Here is an 18,511-nt window from a genome sequence, read left to right on the forward strand (position 1 = left end):
GTGCTAGCCACGGTCGACGCTCGTGATCTGCGCATCAACCGGCTTGAGTGCCTCACGCACATGCTGCAAGGCCCACTCGGGCTTTGCAGCCCCGCACATAAAAATATCCAGCGCCGCAAAGCCATGCTCCGGCCAGGTATGAATGCTGATGTGCGACTCGCTCAGCATGACCACGCCCGTCACACCGGCCTGCTCGCCAAAATGATGAAAATGCGCGCCCAACACATGGGCGCCCGCGTGCTCCGCAGCCTGGATCAGCACCGCCCGCAGTGCGTTCGCATCCGTTAATAACCGCGCCTCGATACCCCGCAGATCCGCCAGCACGTGGCAGCCCGGCGTCGCATGCACCCTCATTTATGGCCGCCCGACGACCATCCCGAACTGCTGGACGATCCGCCCCAGCCTCTCGATCCGCCCACGCCCGAGCCAACCGTCATGGAGAGAACGACGATGGCCGCATAGATGATGTAAAGAATCTTGCCCATCGGTTAATCGCCTTCGCCATTGAATTTGTCGGCCATGCTCGCGGGCACCCATAGCAGGATCAACCCGACGATCAACATGAGAATCCGGATACTAAAGATGTCCGACAAATTGAGAAACAGCATCGCAATCGAGGCCCGCATGGCCCAAGAACGATAGGTATCCTTGTCGCCCGAAGACCGTGTTGCCGAGGCTGTCACACTGGCCAATTCGGGCTGCCCGAACCATTGCGCCAGACTGGATGGCTGGACCGGCACCGACGCCGACCAGCCCAGGTCATTGAGGCCTTCCTCGCGCGTCAACTTGCGATTACCTGACTGATAATCACTGATCTGCGTCGTGTCCCCAACCTTGACGCGCCAATTAAACGCCCCCAGGGCCAACGTTACCTTGGAGGTGTAGTCGTACAGCTTGCGATACGTCTTGGACCGCCAATTAAAGCTGTTGCTATTGTTGCGACTCGGCCAGGTATCGCAGACATGCACGCGCTCCCAGCCCTCGTCCGACTCCACCAGCCACAAAAAGCCCTTTTTGGGGCTAAACAGCAAATACTCGACCCAGTCCGACGGCTCATCGGGGTCGGGGTCAGCGCATTTGAGCAGGCCGATCAGTGTGTACGGCGTCCCATCGATCGTGGCCTCGGCACCCAGCGCTAGCGTCGTTTGGGTGGCCTTTACCTTGCGCTGTCGCTCGATCACGCGAGCCGTGTCCTCGGTGCAATCCACCATGGCCTGGCACGTTGGGCACACCACCTGAGTCGCCATCGCGGCTACAAAGCTGATGGGCGCACCGCAATTCGGACAATCCAGCGCCGTGATCTGGCCACGAAAGCGGCCGGCGGTTTCCTCGATCAGGGCGTCGCCGCGCAATGATGCCGCATCCATACCCTCGATCTTGAACGCGTGCCCAACATAGACCTCGGGCGTGTCCCCATCGGAATAATCCAGGGTCAGGAACGCATCCAGGCTGCGATAGTCCGCGACCCGGGCCTCCCAGCCGTCAGTATCGGGCACAAAGGGCAGCTCCCCCTGCACGCCGGTCGCGCGGCAGGAGCGTATATCCGAGGCAATGAAATGCTGGCCATCCAGGTCAAACACCGCGCCCGGCGCGATCTGGAAAAACGTCGGGAACTCCAATGGACTCTGGGCCCGACGCCGGTGCGTCACGGCATACTGGCCCGAGGCATCCGATAGCCAGCCATCGCTGCCGTCATCAAACCAGATATACCACTCGTTCCAAAAGCCGTCGTCATAGCGTAGTTGAATACGCCCGACGACCGTAAAACGCCGCTTGTCGTAGATGCCCGAGGCGCCCAGGCAGATCGGCGAATAATCCTCCAGCACATCGGCCATTTCGCCCACATGCTTGACCGATTCCGCATCCTTGAGCAAGGTGCTGCGGCATGCGCCGCACACCGCCATGACCGAAGCCGTGGACGTGAACTTGACTGGCGCGCCGCATTGCGGACACAGAACCTGCTGCATCGTGTAATTAGCTGGTGAGTTTCTTGAGCACCTCGGCCTTGGCCGAGTCGTAGTCCGCGATCGTGATTAAACCCTTGTCCAGCAGGTCTTTGAGTTGCTGCAGACGCTGCACCGGATCGGCGTTGTCCGCGGCAGCACCCGCGCCCGCCGCGGCCCCTGCGCCGGCTGCCGCACCGGCGCCGCCCGCTGGCGGCACCATGCCCTGGGCCATCGTCTGTCCCAACGCCGCGCCCGCGGCCAAGCCCGCGCCGACCCCCGCAATACCGCCCTCGTTCTGGGCCGCCATCGGAATCGCCGTGGCGGTTTGATACTGAGTGAATTTGCCCAGGTCGCCCGCCATACCCATCGAAATCCGGCGGTCCAAGGCCTTTTGCAGTTCCTCGGGGACCGACACGTTCTCGACCGTAAAGTTATCGAGCTTGACCCCATAGCGGTCAAAGACGGGCCCGAGCTGCTCGGTGATCTTTTGCGACATCAGGCCCTGATTGGCCGCCATATCCAAAAACGCCACATTCGAGCCACCCAGCGCGGTGCTCATGCTCGCGACCACCATATTGCGCAGTTGCAACTCGAGATCATCGACCGTAAAGACCTCTCGCGTGCCGCTAATCTCGCGATAAAACTTCTCGGGATCGCTGATCTGGTACGAATACACGCCAAACGCGCGCAGCCGCACCATGCCGAACTCGCTATCGCGCACCGTCACCGGCTGCGCCGTGCCCCAGCGCCGCCCCAACTGCAGGCGAGTGCTGAAGAAAATCACGTCCGACTTGAACGGCGACTCAAAGAGCTTGTCCCAGTTTTTCAGGTACGTCAGGACAGGCAGCGTCTGCGTGGTCAGCTTAACCATGCCGGGACCAAACACGTCGGCCACCTTGCCCTCGTTGACGAACACCGCCATCTGCGACTCGCGCACCGTCAGGCTGGCGCCATACTGGATTTCAAAATCCTCCATCGGATGACGCCAGGCGAGTACGCCATCGCCGTCTTCGTTCCATTGCAGGACATCAATAAACTGCTTGCGTATAAACGAACCGAGACCCATACGAGACTCCTTTCCAAATATCACACTCAGGTCAGGCACCCGGCGTTTACCACGCCGGCAGCCAACGAGAACAAGCCCAGCAGGCCACCCATGGCGACATTGTTTTCTTCAATGGCGTCGTTCATTCCAGGAATGCCGCGCGACACGACGAGGTACACCACGATCTGCACCACCATCGCGGTCAGCCCCCACGCCAGAAACATCACATAGGTCGCGTGCACCGCGATACTGACGCACACGGTCAGGCTGAATCCCAGTAGCGCGCCGCCATACGACAACATGGCGGCCATATTCCCCTCGTGGATCAACGAAAACTCGTTGTAGCGGGTGACGGTCGTATAGATGACGGTAAAGATCCCGAGCATGATCAGCGCCGAGACGATATACATCAGATATAGCAGCACAGGATGCATTCCAGCCCTTCCCTTGTCTTGGTGTCCGCGCAGTATAAACGCACGGTCGCGCCGCATGGTTCGATATACTGCGCGCACCTTGCCCGGAAAATCCATGCGCGACCGCATTCTCATTTTATCGGTACTGATTGTCGCCTCTTGCGGCCTAGGCTACGAGCTCATCAGCAGCGCGCTGGCGAGCTATCTGCTGGGTGATTCCATTCTGCAGTTCTCGTCCGTCATTGGCTGTTATTTGTTTGCTATGGGCATCGGCTCCTGGCTATCCAAGTACATCAAGGACGAAGACGTGCTGACGCGATTTATCGACGTCGAAATGCTCGTCGCGCTGTTGGGGGGCGTGTCCGCCGCGGCACTCTTTCTCGTGTTCGCCTGGTTATCCGCCCCGTTTCGCGCCGCCCTGTACGCCGGGGTGTTCATAATCGGCCTGATGGTCGGCATGGAAATCCCCTTGGTCATGCGCATTTTCAATCAGCGCAAAGCCGAGTTCCGCGAGATCGTCAGCCGCGTGCTGACCTTTGACTATCTGGGCGCCCTGGCCGTCTCACTGGTGTTCCCCTTGCTCCTGGCGCCCCGTCTGGGCCTGCTGCGCACCAGCTTTCTGTTTGGCATGCTCAATGCCGGCGTCGCCTTGTGGACCACCTGGCTCTTTCGGACCGAGGTGCGCCGCCCCGGCGAGCGCGCCCTGCGCTGCGCCGTTATTTTGGGTCTGCTGAGCCTGGGTTTCCTTTACTCCGGGAAAATGACCACCTGGGCCGAAAAAGGCCTCTACGGCGACGAAGTCATCCACGCAGAAAACACCCCCTACCAGCGTCTGGCCATCACCCGCTGGAATGACGACTTGCGCCTGTATATCAACGGCAACCTGCAGTTTTCCTCACGCGACGAACACCGCTATCACGAGTCCCTGGTGCATCCCGGCCTGCAAACCCTGCCCTGGGCCCGTAACGTCCTGGTTCTGGGTGGCGGCGACGGCCTGGCCGTGCGCGAGCTCCTGAAATACCCGCACGTCGAGCACATCACCCTAGTCGATCTCGACCCCGCCATGACGGGCCTGTTCCAGCGGTCCGCCCCTCTGGTTGACCTGAACAAAAACGCGCTCAACGACCCGCGCGTCACCGTCATCAACGAAGACGCCGGCCGCTGGCTGGAAACACACACCGAAGTCTACGATTACATCGTGGTCGACTTTCCGGACCCGTCGAATTTCGGCTTGGGCCGCCTGTACTCTGTACCGGTGTATCACCTGATGGCGCGGCACCTGGCCGAGAAAGGCTATATGGTGATCCAGTCCACCTCGCCCTACTTTGCGCCGCGCTCATTCTGGAGCATCGACGCCACCCTGAAAGAAGCGGGCCTGCACACCTGGCCCTATCACGTCTACGTGCCGTCGTTCGGCGACTGGGGATTTATCCTGGCAGGCAAACGCGCCGACTACACGCCGCCCGACACGCTCACCGTGCCCACCCGCTACCTGGACAGCGCCACCGTCAAGGAGCTGTTTCATTTCCCGTCGGACATGCCCGCGCTCGCCATGCCGCCGAATCGACTCAACGAACAATCCCTCGTACGCTACTTCGACGAGGATTGGCGCAAGGTCATTCGCTAGTGCGCCGCCGCAGCTTCCTGCTCACCACGGCCATCGCTGCCGCCGCGGGTGCCGCGGGCTACTATCGGTCCCGCGTCACCGAAATCCCCGCCCGCGTCGACTACCCGGGCATGTCCGTGGGTCACCGTCTGCGCGATGCCACCGAGCCGACGCCGCAAGCCACCGCCACGCGACATCACGACGTTGCCATCCTTGGCTCGGGGATCGCCGGCCTGTCCTGCGCCTGGAAACTCGCCCGCGAGGGGTACCGGCAATTCGTGGTGGTCCAGGGGCCCGAGTTCGCCGGCAACGCCGCCGGCGGGCACGTCGAAGGCCTCGACTACCCGCTGGGCGCGCACTACCTGCCCCTGCCCTCGATGCAATCCACCCACGTCCGGGAAATGCTGGCCGACTTTGGCATCATCGAACACGGCGGCGATACCACCCACCCCTATTACGACGAAACGATACTGGCTCATTCGCCCCAGGAGCGCCTGCTGCGCAATGGTCGCTGGGAAGACAGCCTGCTGCCCATGACGGGCCTGCCGGACGCCGACGTGGCCCAGCACCGGCGGTTTCTAGCCTATACCCAGACGCTGAGCACGGCACACGGCCAAGACGGCCGTAATGTCTTTGCCATCCCCCTCGCCCTGTCATCAAACGACCCCGCCTGGCGCGCACTCGACACACTCACCCTGCGGCAATGGCTGGATAAAGAACACTACACCTCACCCGCCCTGCGCTGGTATCTGGACTACTGCTGTCGCGACGACTATGGCGCCGGCATCGATACGGTTTCCGCCTGGGCCGGCCTGCATTACTTTGCCAGCCGCGACGGCCACGCAGCCAATGCCGCCGATGGCGCCGTGTTGACGTGGCCGGCCGGCCTGGCCTCGCTGTCTCGCATGATGCGCGATGCCATCACCCGCAAACTCGGCCATGCCGACTGGCTATTGCCCGGCACCGCCGCCCGTCTCGAGGACACCGCAGCCGGCCCGCGCGTGCTCTGCATCAACGGCACCGCATCGGCCTACGCACTGCAAACCCGGCGCGCCGTCTGCGCCATGCCACTATTCGTGGCGCAACACGTCCTGCCCGACATCCGCGCCTATGGCTACGATCCCGCCGTGCACGCCAGCCCGCGCGCCGCCTGGCTGGTGTCCAATTTCCACATGAACAGCTACCCCCAAGAGATCCACGGCGAACCGCTTTCTTGGGATAACGTCGTCTACCAAGGCAAGGCGCTCGGTTACGTCGTCTCGACCCACCAGTTGCTACGCGTCGCGCCCACGCCGCGCACCGTCTTCACGGCGTACCACGCCCTCAGCCGTTTCACGCCCAACGAGGCCCGTCAATGGCTGACCAACGCCAGCCCGCAGGCGCTGCGCGACGAGGTGTCCAGCGACCTGCTGACCGCCTACGGCGACACCTTCTGGAAACATGCGCATCGCCTGGACATCACGGTACGGGGACACGCCATGGCAACGCCGGTCCCTGGTTACCTCGATAATCCCGGACTCGCCGCGCTACGCGCAGTCAACGGCCCCGTGCTGTTTGCCCATGCGGACCTCTCCGGATACTCCGTATTTGAAGAGGCGTCTTGGTGGGGTGTCACGGCTGCCACCAAAATACTTGGCGGCAATAGCTAAACGACCTTGCTGCAACTCCCCGTACTCACTCGCGATATCGCGCAACCGGGGTTGCCGCCTATGCTGAATTTTAATATTGGGCGCACCCCGCCAGCGCCGTGTTGTGCCGGACAGGCGGCTCTGCAGGAGGCAGATCAACGTCCGGTTCATCCGTATCGGGATGCTCGGGCGGCACAATGGGCGGGTCCGCAGGCGGATCGGCGGGTGGAGCCTCCGGCGGCGCCTCGGGCGGGATTTCCGGAGGAATAACGGGCGGATCTGGATTGGGCTTTGGCGGGGGAACATGCAAGCTGAGGTTCATCGTGCTCTCCTGTCTGGGCAAATCATTATTCCAAGATCCGCTACCTTGAAGCTGCGTCAAGACCGCATTGAGGCCGCGGCGGATACCGATCCGAGTAGGTCTACCCTGAATCTTCGCGGCGACCGCTCAGCGATATTTCCTCGTCATTTTCTCGGGTACCGGGGTAACGCCCTCCTTCTTCGTATTGCGGCCCATGACGATTGGGTCCGCACACAGGCTGATGTTCCGGGTGCTCGCCATAAGGTCGCCCATAGTCGGGTTCATGCGCGCCCCACTGGCCGGACTCCCGGTTATATATTTCTCGGCCCTGCTCCACTGCCGATTGAACAGCGCTGCCCGCATCACGCAGATCACGCTTTCTCTGGTCGGGCCCGGTATGTCGATCATTATTTGACATGCGCTTGCTCCCTACCGCTTGCTGTAAAAATATTTCTTATTATTTACGGACTAGCATAGCGCCGTCCCTCTGGGCAAAACGTAAATATGGGATACGATCGATTTCGAATCACCGCCGCCGAAACAGTCGCTTGCCTACCGAGATCACACCGACCAGCAACGCACCCGCCGCGATGCCAAACACAGCATTCAGCAGTGTAGACACCACGGCCTGCACCCACGTCGTCGATGACGCGAGTTGGCTGACGTACTCGATCCCGTGATGCACGGGCCCGATACCATGCGTCAGAATAGAACCGCCCACCATAAACATGGCGGCCGTCCCTACCACGGATAGCGTCTTCATCAAATACGGTGCGGCCTGCACAATCATGCTGCCCAGACCGCGGGCGGCAGCCGAACCCTTGCTACGCAGATACAGCCCGAGATCGTCGAGGCGGACAATCCCCGCGACCAAACCGTACACACCCACTGTCATGGCCAACGCAATCGTCGTCACCACAATCGCCTGACGGGTAAAGTCTGCCCCCGCGACAGCGCCCAGCGTAATCGCGATGATTTCGGCCGACAGAATAAAATCGGTACGTACCGCGCCTTTGATTTTCTCGCGCTCGAACGCCACCATATCCACGCGCTCGTCCTGCAGCGCCTGCGCGCGTGCCTGATGATTACCATCCGGTGTGCTGTCATGCGGCAAAAATTTGTGGATCAGCTTTTCGGCGCCCTCAAAACAGAGAAACGCCCCGCCCACCATCAGCAAGGGGGTCACCGCCCAGGGCGCAAAGGCGCTGATCAACAGCGCCGCGGGGACCAAAATGCACTTATTGCGCAACGACCCCTTGAATACCGCCCAGACCACCGGCAGCTCGCGATTGACCGATACGCCCGAGACCTGCTGCGCATTCAGTGCCAGATCGTCGCCCAATACACCGGCCGTTTTCTTGGCCGCGACCTTGGTCATGACGGATACGTCATCCAAAATGGTCGCAATGTCATCAAACAACGCAAAAAAGCTGCTACCGGCCATAAAAGACCCCAGTTTTGAAGCAAGAGCCCGGATTTTACAGGCCTACAGGCCATTTCGCGGTAAAACTCACGCGAGAATCATCACGAAAATACCTCTGCGGTCGCATGAGACACTGCGTGCAAGGCTACGTCTGGCAACAGAACCCCCTCGCTGGCCGTGTAAACTCACTTTTCGAAATTTTCACACCCAAGTGCCATCATCATGCGTTTACTCATTGCCCTATTGCTGCCCTGGCTGGCCTTTTTCACCATTGGCCGTCCCATCGCCGGCATCATCTGCCTGATCTTGCAGATCACCCTCATCGGCTGGATTCCGGCGGCCATCTGGGCCGTCTACGCCCTCAGCCAATACAACACCGACAAAAAAATCAAAGACGCCCTGGGCTCGCGCTAATCCCGCGCCGGGGTGGACGGAGGCAAGCATGGAATTTGTTGTCCCCAGTACCGCAAACCTGTTGCTCTTCACCGGTTCCGCACTCGTACTACTGGTCATCCCGGGCCCTGCAGTGCTCTACATCATTGCCCAATCCGTAGAGCAAGGCAAAAAAGCCGGCTTGGTCTCGGACCTGGGCATCCACACGGCGACCCTTGTCCACGTCATCGCTGCCGCGCTCGGTCTCTCCGCGCTGCTGGCCTCTTCGGCACTGGCGTTTAATCTCGTCAAATACGCGGGCGCGGCCTACCTGATCTGGCTGGGCCTCAAGAAAATCTACACGCGTCCCACCGCGGCCGCCGCCAACACATCCATCCCCAAACGGCGCCTGCGCGCACTCTATCGCGACGGATTCATCATCAATCTCCTGAATCCCAAGACCGCGCTATTTTTCCTCGCCTTTTTGCCGCAATTCACCGACCCCAGCCAAGGCCACATCGCCTCCCAGATCCTCATCCTGGGCGCGCTGCTCATCGTCCTTGGCTTTATCAGCGATGCCTGCTACGCGTTCGCGGCCGGCGCCGTAGGCCAATGGCTACGCACCAGCCGCAGCTATCTGAATATCGATCGTTATCTGGGTGGGGCCATGCTGATTGGGCTGGGTGTCGTGGCGGCCCTCTCTGGCCCTCACAAAAAATGATCGTGGCGGGCGGCGACGCCGCTCGCCAGACCTCAAGCGCGCACGGACAAGGTGCAGACCAGCCTGCCGGCAAAAACCCTACAGCATCTGTCCCAAGAACGCTCGGGCGCGCTCCTGCTTCGGTGCCAGAAAGAACGCCTGTGCCGACGCCTCTTCGACGATACGACCCTCGTCCATAAAGATCACACGATGCGCCGCCTCGCGCGCAAATCCCATCTCGTGCGTCACCACCAGCATCGTCATATGCTCGTCCGCCAGTTGGCGCATCGTCCGTAACACCTCGCCCGTCAACTCCGGGTCCAGAGCAGACGTCGGCTCATCGAACAGCATGATGTCCGGCTCCATCGCCAGCGCGCGCGCAATCGCGACCCGCTGCTTCTGCCCACCCGACAAACGCGCGGGGTAGTTGTCGCGTTTGTTCAGCAGGCCGACCTTGCGCAGCAAAACCTCGGCCTTGGCAATCGCCTGATCCCGCGCCACGCCCTGCACCGTGATGGGTGCCTCGATCACATTTTCCAGCACCGTCTTGTGCGCAAAGAGATTGAACGACTGAAACACCATCCCCATCTTGCGACAGATTCGGCGTACCTCGGCGTCGCGCGCATAGCGGCTCGGACCGCTCGGCACCGCCGTCGCCATCGCCTCGCCCTCAATCTCGATGCTGCCCTGATCGATCGTCTCCAGATGGATCAGGCAACGCAAGAACGTGCTCTTGCCCGAGCCCGATGGGCCGATCACCGCCACCACCTCGCCCTTGCGCAGCGTCAACGATACATTGTCCAGCACCCGTACCGACCCAAACGACTTGCTGACCTGGTGCGCGGCAATCATGACCGGACGCCCATTGCCGTCCTGCGCCGCATCCATTGCCGTCGACGGATTACTGATCGTACTTGGCATAACGTTTTTCCATCGTCTGGAACAACCAGGTCAACAACAGCGTCATCAACAGATAAAACGCCGCCGCCACCAAAAAAGGCGTCGTCGTGAAATCCCGCTGCACAATCCCGCGTGCCGTGCGCAAAATATCATTCAGCGCCAACACGTAAATCAGCGACGTGTCCTTGACCAGCGTAATCGTTTCGTTGCTCATCGGCGGCAACACGCGTTGCACCATCTGTGGCAGCACGATGCGCCGCAGCGTTTGCAAATACGTCATGCCCAGGACCTTGCTGCCCTCGTACTGCCCACGATCGACCGATTGAATGCCCGCGCGGAAAATCTCGGCAAAATACGCCGCATAATTCAGCGCAAAGGCCACAATCGCCGCCGGAAAATCGGGCAACCGCACGCCGACCACCGGCACAAAAGGCAACGCAAAATAGATGAACAGCATCTGCAGCATCAGCGGCGTACCGCGCATCAGCCAGATATAACCATTGACCAACTGGCTCAACCAGCGCCAATGCGAAATACGCGCCAGCGCCAGCACCAGCCCCAGGGGCACGGCCAGCACCAGCGTAATGACAAACAGCGTCAGGGTCGTTTTCGCGCCCTGCGCCATCGGCCCCAGCAGGGAGAAAATGTAATCCATGCGGTGCTCTCGTCAGCCCTCTCGAACGCGCAAGCTTATTTGATAATGTCGGCGCCGAACCATTGCTGCGCAATCTTGGCAGCCGAGCCGTCCTTTTTCATCGCATTCAGCGTTTCGTCGAGCTTGGCCAACAAGGCGGTGTCTTCCTTGCGCAGACCCACACCGTAGTCTTCCGTGCCAAAATTTTCCTCTAGCACACGGTATTGCCCTTCGCGCTTGCTGGCCAGATAACGGCCCACCACCTCGTCCACCACCACCGCATCCAGACGGCCCGTCGACAAATCCATTAGCGCCGTCACGTTATCGCCAAACAGCTTGATCTCTTTCAGGCTGGAGGCCACGGCGTCGTCCTTCTTGATCGCATCCACCGCGCTGCTGCCGTCTTGCGCGCCCACCACGCGGTCGGCCAGATCCGCCTTGGTCTGCACAGGCGAGTCCTTTGCCACCACAATGATCTGATGGTTCGCCATATAAGGCGCGGTAAACGCGATGTTCTTCTTGCGCTCTTCGGTGATGGTCAGGCCATTCCACAGCGCATCCACGCGCTTGCCGTTCAACTCGGCCTCCTTGGCGCTCCAGTCGATCGGCTTGAATTCGACCTCAACACCCATCCGCTTGGCCGCCTCGCGGGCCATGTCGATGTCAAAACCGACCAGCTCGTTCTTGTCATCCCGAAAACCCATCGGCGGGAAATTATCGTCCAGCCCGACGATCACTTTTTGCGCAACTGGCGCAGGAGCCGCCGCCTGAGGGGCCGGTTCATCTTTTTGGCCACAAGCCACAAGAAGCGAAGTCGTGCAGACCAGGAGAGCGGCGGTCAATTTTTTCATGATGAGTCACGCGCTAAAAAGCGCCAGGAAGTAAGGAAGGAGAAATGGCCAAGCAAAAGCCGAACCCAGGATTATAAGCCAGCACCCGGGGCAAGCCGCGGCGATGAGTCCCGGCTGGTAGACCATGAACAGTATGCAGGTTTCAGCAGGTCACCCTGGCAGGTTGGTGCTGTCAGGCAGCGCTTTCGACCCAGCAGGGAAAACCTGCCGTGGGGCATCATCGGGCGTGCCGTCAAAGCGGGCGCGTGCAGCATGGATATCGCCATAGCAACGATCCGCCCAATCGATGAGGCTCGCCATCGGTTCCAGCAGCGATTGGCCCAGCGGCGCCAATCGATATTCAACGCTCGGCGGCTTGGTCGGAAAGACATGACGGGTGACCAGCCCATCGCGCTCTAAATCGCGCAAAGTCTGGGTGAGCATGCGCTTGGAAATGTCATGGACAGCGCGGTGAAGCTCGCTGAAGCGGTGTGGTCGCATCGCGAGAGCCATGATGATGAGCATGCTCCATTTGTCGCCGATACGGTCGAGCACGTCTCGAACCGGGCAATGCACGGATTGGGATTCGCCTAATGGATATTGGCTGAATCTTTCGATCGCCTTCAAGGCATTACTCATAGGGAACCCCTCGAAATTTGCTGGTTACTAAAAACTGCCTCCTTACGGTACTCGGCAGAGGTCTCTATAGTAGACCTACCCTAAGCCGAAGTCTTCCACTCATAAAGTCTCCATGTCCCCCTCTGTTTCCGTCTGCCCTCTCGTCACAGGCTCCGGCATACACATGGACCACGTCTGGAGCGGCTTCACCGTCCGGCGATTGAGCGGGACTGGGGCTTGGAGTCACTTACTTCAACTAAAGCATATCGGCAGGAATTCCTGCCTGTTAGTTGACCTTTATGTACGAAATCCTAAAGATCAGGAGAACCCTCATGTTTTTAGTTATGGGAATTACGGGAAAAGTTGGCGGTGCAACGGCAAAACACCTGTTAGCACAAGGCAAAGAAGTGCGCGCGCTCGTCCGGAATCGTGAAAAAGCAGCAAAGTGGGCCGACGAAGGCGTGCAACTGGTGGACGGCGACTGGAATGATCCGGTAGCTATTGCGATGGCGCTTAAACATGTCGAAGGTGCATTTTTCATGCTGCCGCCTGTATGGGCGCCTTCGCCTGACTACACAGAAGCCAAGGCTGTCATTGCAAACTACCTCGATGCGCTTGCCCAGGCGGCACCGCCGCGGGTCGTCGCGCTCTCATCAATGGGTGCAAATAGAACCAGCGGGCTGGGGATAATCACGGCTCTGTCGCTTCTGGAACAAGGATTTCGCGATCTGAAATTGCCCACCGCCTATGTGCGTGCCGGTGCGTTTTTCGAGAACTTCCTCTACGGCCTGCATGTTGCCCAGGGCGGTACGCTCCCCGTCTACTACAACCCGACAGATCGGAAATCGACCATGGTCGCGACCAATGATATCGGTGCCGAGATTGCAGCACTTCTGACCGGGCCGGGATGGTTGAAGCATCGGATCATCGAACTCGGTTCGATGGTCAGCGCCGATGAAATAGCGGCCCAATGGGGTGAAGTCTTGAAGGTCGACGTCAAAGCTCTTCCTATCCCACGGGCCGACTGGTCGGCCGCGTTTGAGCAATTCGGCATTCCGAAGGGCCAAACAGGCCCGGCAGAAGCGATGTATGACGCCGTCAACTCGGGCTGTATGGACCTCGGGGTCGCGGGTACGGAGCATGTCCGAGGCGCGACCTCCGCTCGCGATGTCTTCTCGGCGGCCCAGCAGGCCGCTACGGCGTAGGTCCACGGGTCGACACATGTCTAAAATTTCTTGGCGCCAAGCCTTACCCTTAGCTCTTGCGGCGTTCTTCGTCGTGGGCTCACTGAGCAACATTTTCGCCCCGGAACCCATCTACGAGGAATATCTGAAATGGGGTTATCCGGGCTGGTTCCATTTCGTGACTGGATCGCTGGAACTCACTGCGGCCATTCTGCTTTTTCGGGCGTCGAGCCGCCTGTTAGGCTCGGCGCTCGGCTGCCTTGTCATGCTGGCCGCCCTCGCGACCGTCATCATCCACGGCGAATACGGGCACACTGTGCCACCACTGGTCGTAGCGACATTGTCACTTGTGGTCGTCTGGATAAGTTGGCGCAAACGGATGGCGCCAACCGAACCAAGCTAACGCAAGGATCTGCTTGTCGTGTCACTAGGTACGCGCATTGAACGATTCGTCGTACGAGACCACACCAGACGGCATGACTTCAGCGAAAGCAAGCGCTTGAAAGTATTCTGGTGGCACATCCGGCAGGACGAGACCCGGCTCAGTTCGAAAGCCAAAGCGACCGTAATAGGCAGGCTCGCCGAGAACGACGCAGCCGCCTGCTTGGCGTTCACGCAACGCACGTAGGGCGTCGAGGACGAGAAGCGAGCCGATGCCTCGACCTTGATGCGCCGGCACTACCGAAATGGGGCCAAGGCCATACCAGCCCAAAAATGCGCCGGAAATAGTCACTGGCGATATCGCCACATGACCGACCACATCCGCGCCAAGCTCTGCGACTAACGATATCGTCAACTTGCCAGTCTTGCGCAGTGCCTTGACGATGAACTGTTCGGTATGAGCCGTATGGCGCGCAGTGAGAAACGCAGCCGTTGTCACTGCGTCGATGGCATCTATATCAGTGGATCTCTCGTTTCTGATTTTGGGATTCATCACTTGCTCGGAGAAACCTCGGCATTCCTGCCGGGGAGGAAAGGGGGGCAGCCGTCAGGCTGCAGGATTGGTCTGATATGAGTCGATAGCTGGGTAAATACCCAGTTATTAGGTTTGGCGTCGATAACATCTCGGGCATGCAAACCAAACGTGCCTACCGATTCCGGTTCTATCCCACGCCCGAGCAAGCGATGACGCTGGCTCGCACGTTTGGTTGTGTGCGTATGGTCTATAACCACATGCTTAATCTTCGTTCGACGGCCTGGGCCCAGCGGCAAGAGCGTCTGGGATATCGCGCGACCTCGGCTGCACTGACGGCGCTGAAAAAGACGCCGGACTATGCCTGGTTGAACGAGGTCAGTAGTGTTCCTCTGCAACAAACGCTGCGCCATTTGCAAACGGCGTTCGTTAATTTCTTCGCGAAACGCACGGGATACGCGCGATTCAAACGCAAAGACGGCCCGCAATCGGCCGAATACACCGCCAGTGCCTTTCGCTGGGATGGCCGGTCGCTCAAATTGGCGAAGATGCGCGAGGCGCTCCCGATTCGTTGGTCCCGTCAAATTCCCAAGGCTGCGAAGGTCACCACCGTCACCGTCAGCAAAGACCCCGCAGGACGATACTTCGTCAGCCTGCTGTGTGACGACGTTGTGGTGCAGAAAACGCCCGCGTCGACTGGTGTCGGGATTGATCTGGGGCTGTCTCATTTTGCAACCCTCTCAACAGGAGAAAAAGTCGATGCGCCACAGGTCTTTCGACAACATGAAGCCAAGTTGGCCAAGCTCCAACGCCGCTTGGCCAGGAAACAACGCGGCTCGGCTCGCCGTGCCAAGGCCAAGCTGAAAGTGGCCAAACTGCATGCCAAGATCGCAGACACCCGCAGGGATTTCCTGCACCAGCTCTCCACCCGGTTGATCCACGAAAACCAAGTGATCGCCGTAGAAAGCTTGTCTGTGTCAGCCATGCGGAAAAACCGCTGCCTTGCTAAATCCATCGGCGATGCCGGGTGGGCGGAGTTCGTGAGACAGCTTGAATACAAAGCGCGTTGGGTTGGACGAGACGTCGTGCGCGTGGATCGCTGGTATCCCTCCACCAAGCGTTGCAGCCATTGCGGGCATGTCTTGGCCAAGTTGCCGTTGAGCGTGCGACGTTGGTCCTGCCCGGGATGCCGCACAGACCACGACCGTGACCTCAACGCAGCCCATAACGTATTAGCCGCCGGGCTGGCGGTGTTAGCCCATGGAGAAACGGTAAGACCTGAGTGCATGAGTGTTGATGCGCAACGGCTCGGTTCTGTGAAGTGGGAATCCCTTGCCTTCAGGCAAGGGAGCAGTCAATAACACTCCTCTGTGCGGACCTCCATACTACGCTCCCCCAACGCCGATATACCGCAATGTGACCGCTGCTACCCCAGCCAGGATAGCAACGCCGATGGCACTGGTTAGCGCCGCCGCGTTGAGTCCCGTCATGAAAGCGGCTTGCGCCTGCTCCAACACACCGGCAGGCAGTTCCTGCGACACCGATATGGCACCGGCCAGACTGTCCAATACCGCACGTTGAACGTCCTGTGCCATCGGGATATGGACTTGACCAGCCATCTTGATGCGATAGATGGCGCTTGTCAGGCTGCCCAACGTGGCAATGCCTACAGCCAATCCAAGCTCCTGTACCGTCTCCGACATGGCCGAGGCCGATCCCGCTTTTTCGGCCGGTGCGGCCCCCACCACCAAATCTGTTCCCAGCGCGGCAATCGTGCCCAAACCGAGATACACCAGAGAAAACGATGCCGTTACCAGTGCGATGCCGTGACGCGCGTGACCGAGTTGAGTCAACATCAGATAGCCCACTACAGATAGCCCCAGTGCTCCTGCGATCACATAGCCGGGTCGGATTCGTCTCGCAAGCAATGGCGCAGTAATACCTGCCACCAGCATGGCGAGTGCCGGGGGACCCATCCACAACCCCGCCGCCAACGGTGACAAGCCCGCTACCAGTTGCAGGTACTGGGTCACCAGCAGCATCGTTCCGCCAACACCGATCAGACCCACCAAAAGCACCACTAGGGCAACACTGAATGCCCGGCAACAGAACAGACTGAGGTCGACCAAAGGACTGCTCAATCGGCGTTGCCGCCGGATGAACAGCATCAAGAACGCTAGCCCACCCAAGATCACCAACGTGGCACCCGCCCCTATCCCATCCTTTGCGGACTGCTTGATGCCGTAAATGATCGGCAGCAAGGCCAGCAGCGACAGCGCGACACTGGGCAAATCCAATCGCCCTTGTTGCGGAGCACGGTACTCTGGCAGGAGAAACGGCGCAGCCATCAGCAACAGCGCGACGACCGGCAGTGCCACGAGAAATGCAGCCCCCCACCCGTAATGTTCAAGCAAGATGCCCCCCACCACGGGACCAGCCGCCATGCCCAGCGCAAACATCGTCGCCCACACCCCAATGGCCAACGCGCGTTGATGAGGATGAACAAACATGTTGCTGATCAGCGCCAGCGTCGATGGCATCAGCGTCGCGCCCGCCACACCCAGCACGGCACGCGCGGCAATCAGCATGGCGGCACTAGTCGAATAGGCCGCCATCACGGAGGCCACCCCAAAAGCGGCCGCGCCAATCATGAGCAACTTGCGCCGCCCAATGCGATCCCCCAGCGTTCCCATCGTGATGAGAAGGCCGGCAATCATGAAGCCATAGGCATCGACGATCCAGAGTGTCTGCGCACTCGTCGGGCGCAGATCGACGGCCAGCGCTGGCAACACCAAGTGCAACAGCGTCAGATCAAGCCCGAGCAGAATCGTCGGCAGCGCAAGCAGTGCCAGCGCGATCCATTCGCGAGCACCTGCGCGTCTCTCGCCCGCAGCACCATGCGTCTGAAGCCCTTCGGTAATAGGGGATAAATCGTCAAGTGTTGTCAAAGGTCGCCTCCCGGTTCGCTCGGGTTGGTTGCGGAAGGCACATTGTTGAGGCAATATCATCACATTACAATTTAAGTGTTTATCCTATTACTAATGGCAATAGCCGTGATAGCGCGAAGCCTCAGCCGCACCAAGAACGAGTTATCAGAGTTTCTGACTCGGCACCGCAAAAAACTGACGCCAGCCGATGTCGGCCTGCCCTCTCACGGATCGCGTCGAACGCCGGGCCTGAGAAGAGAAGAAGTCGCTGCACTGGCTGGCGTGGGACTCACCTGGTACACGTGGTTCGAGCAGGGACGGGACATTCAGGTGTCGGAGAAATTCCTGCTAAGTGTGGCCCATGCGCTCAAGCTCGATGACGCCGAATGCAGTCACTTGTTTCTTCTGGCTCACCAGCGGCCACCGCCACCGGAGGCCCATCACTTGGTATCGGTCAAGCCACTCGTCCAACAGTTGATGGATGATCTGGTCACAAGGCCCGCCTATGTGCTCAATTTGCGATGGGATGTCATTGCCTGGAATGCGGCGGCCGATGATTTGTTCGAGTTAACAGCACGAGAACCGCAGATACGCAACATCTTGCGCATGGTGTTTGCCGACCCCGACATGCGACGGCGCCTTCCTGCCTGGCGAGACGATGCGCCGAAATTGCTGGCGCAGTTCCGTTATGACTTCGCCGTGGCGCCGAACGATCCGTCCATGCTGGCATTGGTCGAAAACTTAAAGGAGCTGTCGGCCGACTTTCGGCGCTGGTGGCAGACACCGGATAGTGAGCAAGCTCGGCGCGGAATCGGATCTGTCATGACTGCCGATAAGGGCCGCCAGGATTTCCATCATGAAACACTGGTGGTCGATGAACACCGGCATCTCAGGATGGTGGTGTACTTCGTCGAACAGGCAAGTCACTGAATATCCTGAACCCGGACCAACGCGTGCGTGTGCGAGACGCACTCACAGCGCTGACCAGGTTCACGTTGGAGAGGTAAAGCATGGAAGCCGTTGACCCAAAACGCCTGAAAATCTGGCGAACGCTTTCAGAGCTGCGGCGCT

Annotated in this window: 22 protein-coding genes; 8 read left to right on the forward strand and 14 right to left on the reverse strand. The window is 59.8% G+C overall.

Going from position 1 to position 18,511, the window contains the following annotated elements; all coding sequences use genetic code 11:
• Positions 1–3: 3 nt before the first annotated feature.
• Genes speD through ACYVDM_RS13570 form a run of 5 tightly spaced genes read right to left on the reverse strand, consistent with a single transcriptional unit; the run spans position 4 to position 3,425 of the window.
• On the reverse strand, positions 4–354 hold the full coding sequence (speD, locus tag ACYVDM_RS13550; RefSeq protein ID WP_415784959.1) for an adenosylmethionine decarboxylase: 351 nt from the start codon (positions 352–354) through the stop codon (positions 4–6).
• Entirely contained in the window at positions 351–485 is a 135-nt protein-coding gene (locus ACYVDM_RS13555) for a hypothetical protein (RefSeq protein ID WP_415784957.1), read from the reverse strand. Before ACYVDM_RS13555 ends, speD begins: the two co-directional genes overlap by 4 nt.
• A gap of 3 nt (positions 486–488) precedes the next feature.
• Positions 489–1,967, reverse strand: a complete 1,479-nt coding sequence (locus ACYVDM_RS13560) for a DUF4178 domain-containing protein (protein WP_415784955.1) — start codon at positions 1,965–1,967, stop codon at positions 489–491.
• A 7-nt stretch (positions 1,968–1,974) separates the two neighbouring features.
• Positions 1,975–3,012, reverse strand: coding sequence for an SPFH domain-containing protein (locus ACYVDM_RS13565; RefSeq protein ID WP_415784954.1), 1,038 nt, complete (start codon positions 3,010–3,012; stop codon positions 1,975–1,977).
• A 26-nt stretch (positions 3,013–3,038) separates the two neighbouring features.
• Positions 3,039–3,425: a DUF350 domain-containing protein gene (locus ACYVDM_RS13570; protein ID WP_415784952.1), complete on the reverse strand. Its 387-nt coding sequence runs from the start codon at positions 3,423–3,425 to the stop codon at positions 3,039–3,041.
• A 94-nt stretch (positions 3,426–3,519) separates the two neighbouring features.
• Here ACYVDM_RS13570 and ACYVDM_RS13575 point away from each other — a divergent pair, with 94 nt between their 5' ends.
• Positions 3,520–5,031, forward strand: a complete 1,512-nt coding sequence (locus tag ACYVDM_RS13575) for a polyamine aminopropyltransferase (protein ID WP_415784950.1) — start codon at positions 3,520–3,522, stop codon at positions 5,029–5,031.
• Positions 5,031–6,659 carry an FAD-dependent oxidoreductase gene (locus tag ACYVDM_RS13580; RefSeq protein ID WP_415784948.1) on the forward strand — a complete coding sequence of 543 codons (1,629 nt, stop codon included), beginning with the start codon at positions 5,031–5,033 and terminating at the stop codon, positions 6,657–6,659. The genes ACYVDM_RS13575 and ACYVDM_RS13580 overlap by 1 nt, the downstream gene beginning before the upstream one ends.
• A 70-nt stretch (positions 6,660–6,729) precedes the next feature.
• Here the strand turns inward: ACYVDM_RS13580 and ACYVDM_RS13585 are convergent, their stop codons facing one another.
• The 3 genes from ACYVDM_RS13585 to ACYVDM_RS13595 all read right to left on the reverse strand — a co-directional run bounded on the left by ACYVDM_RS13585 (position 6,730) and on the right by ACYVDM_RS13595 (position 8,383).
• Positions 6,730–6,960 (reverse strand): hypothetical protein, encoded by a 231-nt coding sequence (locus ACYVDM_RS13585; protein ID WP_415784946.1) that lies wholly within the window; start codon positions 6,958–6,960, stop codon positions 6,730–6,732.
• A 100-nt stretch (positions 6,961–7,060) separates the two neighbouring features.
• Positions 7,061–7,357, reverse strand: a complete 297-nt coding sequence (locus ACYVDM_RS13590; protein WP_415784944.1) for a hypothetical protein — start codon at positions 7,355–7,357, stop codon at positions 7,061–7,063.
• A gap of 108 nt (positions 7,358–7,465) precedes the next feature.
• Positions 7,466–8,383: a DUF808 domain-containing protein gene (locus tag ACYVDM_RS13595; protein ID WP_415784941.1), complete on the reverse strand. Its 918-nt coding sequence runs from the start codon at positions 8,381–8,383 to the stop codon at positions 7,466–7,468.
• 201 nt (positions 8,384–8,584) lie between these two features.
• Between ACYVDM_RS13595 and ACYVDM_RS13600 the strand changes: the two genes are divergently transcribed.
• Positions 8,585–8,776 (forward strand): YqaE/Pmp3 family membrane protein, encoded by a 192-nt coding sequence (locus ACYVDM_RS13600; RefSeq protein ID WP_415784938.1) that lies wholly within the window; start codon positions 8,585–8,587, stop codon positions 8,774–8,776.
• Between the two features lie 28 nt (positions 8,777–8,804).
• On the forward strand, positions 8,805–9,455 hold the full coding sequence (locus tag ACYVDM_RS13605; RefSeq protein ID WP_415784936.1) for a LysE family translocator: 651 nt from the start codon (positions 8,805–8,807) through the stop codon (positions 9,453–9,455).
• Positions 9,456–9,533: 78 nt separating this feature from the next.
• Here the strand turns inward: ACYVDM_RS13605 and ACYVDM_RS13610 are convergent, their stop codons facing one another.
• From ACYVDM_RS13610 to ACYVDM_RS13625, 4 genes are all read right to left on the reverse strand, one after another.
• Positions 9,534–10,286, reverse strand: coding sequence for an amino acid ABC transporter ATP-binding protein (locus tag ACYVDM_RS13610; RefSeq protein ID WP_415786969.1), 753 nt, complete (start codon positions 10,284–10,286; stop codon positions 9,534–9,536).
• A gap of 49 nt (positions 10,287–10,335) precedes the next feature.
• A complete protein-coding gene (locus ACYVDM_RS13615) occupies positions 10,336–10,989 on the reverse strand; it encodes an amino acid ABC transporter permease (protein ID WP_415784934.1) in 654 nt (217 codons plus the stop codon).
• A 35-nt stretch (positions 10,990–11,024) separates the two neighbouring features.
• Entirely contained in the window at positions 11,025–11,819 is a 795-nt protein-coding gene (locus ACYVDM_RS13620; RefSeq protein WP_415784932.1) for an amino acid ABC transporter substrate-binding protein, read from the reverse strand.
• 150 nt (positions 11,820–11,969) lie between these two features.
• On the reverse strand, positions 11,970–12,437 hold the full coding sequence (locus tag ACYVDM_RS13625) for a winged helix-turn-helix transcriptional regulator (protein ID WP_415784930.1): 468 nt from the start codon (positions 12,435–12,437) through the stop codon (positions 11,970–11,972).
• Positions 12,438–12,748: 311 nt separating this feature from the next.
• On the opposite strand from ACYVDM_RS13625, the gene ACYVDM_RS13630 reads away from it, so the two are divergent.
• Both ACYVDM_RS13630 and ACYVDM_RS13635 read left to right on the forward strand, forming a co-directional pair.
• Entirely contained in the window at positions 12,749–13,621 is an 873-nt protein-coding gene (locus ACYVDM_RS13630) for an NmrA family NAD(P)-binding protein (RefSeq protein WP_415784928.1), read from the forward strand.
• 16 nt (positions 13,622–13,637) lie between these two features.
• Entirely contained in the window at positions 13,638–14,003 is a 366-nt protein-coding gene (locus ACYVDM_RS13635) for a DoxX family protein (RefSeq protein ID WP_415784926.1), read from the forward strand.
• Between the two features lie 24 nt (positions 14,004–14,027).
• On the opposite strand, the gene ACYVDM_RS13640 is transcribed toward ACYVDM_RS13635, so the two are convergent.
• The gene (locus tag ACYVDM_RS13640) at positions 14,028–14,534 is read right to left on the reverse strand and encodes a GNAT family N-acetyltransferase (RefSeq protein WP_415784924.1); all 507 of its coding nucleotides are present in this window, start codon (positions 14,532–14,534) and stop codon (positions 14,028–14,030) included.
• A 137-nt stretch (positions 14,535–14,671) separates the two neighbouring features.
• Here ACYVDM_RS13640 and ACYVDM_RS13645 point away from each other — a divergent pair, with 137 nt between their 5' ends.
• Positions 14,672–15,874: an RNA-guided endonuclease InsQ/TnpB family protein gene (locus tag ACYVDM_RS13645; protein WP_415784922.1), complete on the forward strand. Its 1,203-nt coding sequence runs from the start codon at positions 14,672–14,674 to the stop codon at positions 15,872–15,874.
• 24 nt (positions 15,875–15,898) lie between these two features.
• On the opposite strand, the gene ACYVDM_RS13650 is transcribed toward ACYVDM_RS13645, so the two are convergent.
• Positions 15,899–17,461, reverse strand: coding sequence for an MFS transporter (locus ACYVDM_RS13650; RefSeq protein WP_415784920.1), 1,563 nt, complete (start codon positions 17,459–17,461; stop codon positions 15,899–15,901).
• Between the two features lie 105 nt (positions 17,462–17,566).
• Between ACYVDM_RS13650 and ACYVDM_RS13655 the strand changes: the two genes are divergently transcribed.
• On the forward strand, positions 17,567–18,370 hold the full coding sequence (locus ACYVDM_RS13655; protein WP_415784918.1) for a helix-turn-helix transcriptional regulator: 804 nt from the start codon (positions 17,567–17,569) through the stop codon (positions 18,368–18,370).
• The last annotated feature ends 141 nt before the right edge of the window (positions 18,371–18,511 follow it).

Source organism: Bordetella tumulicola (assembly GCF_054779135.1).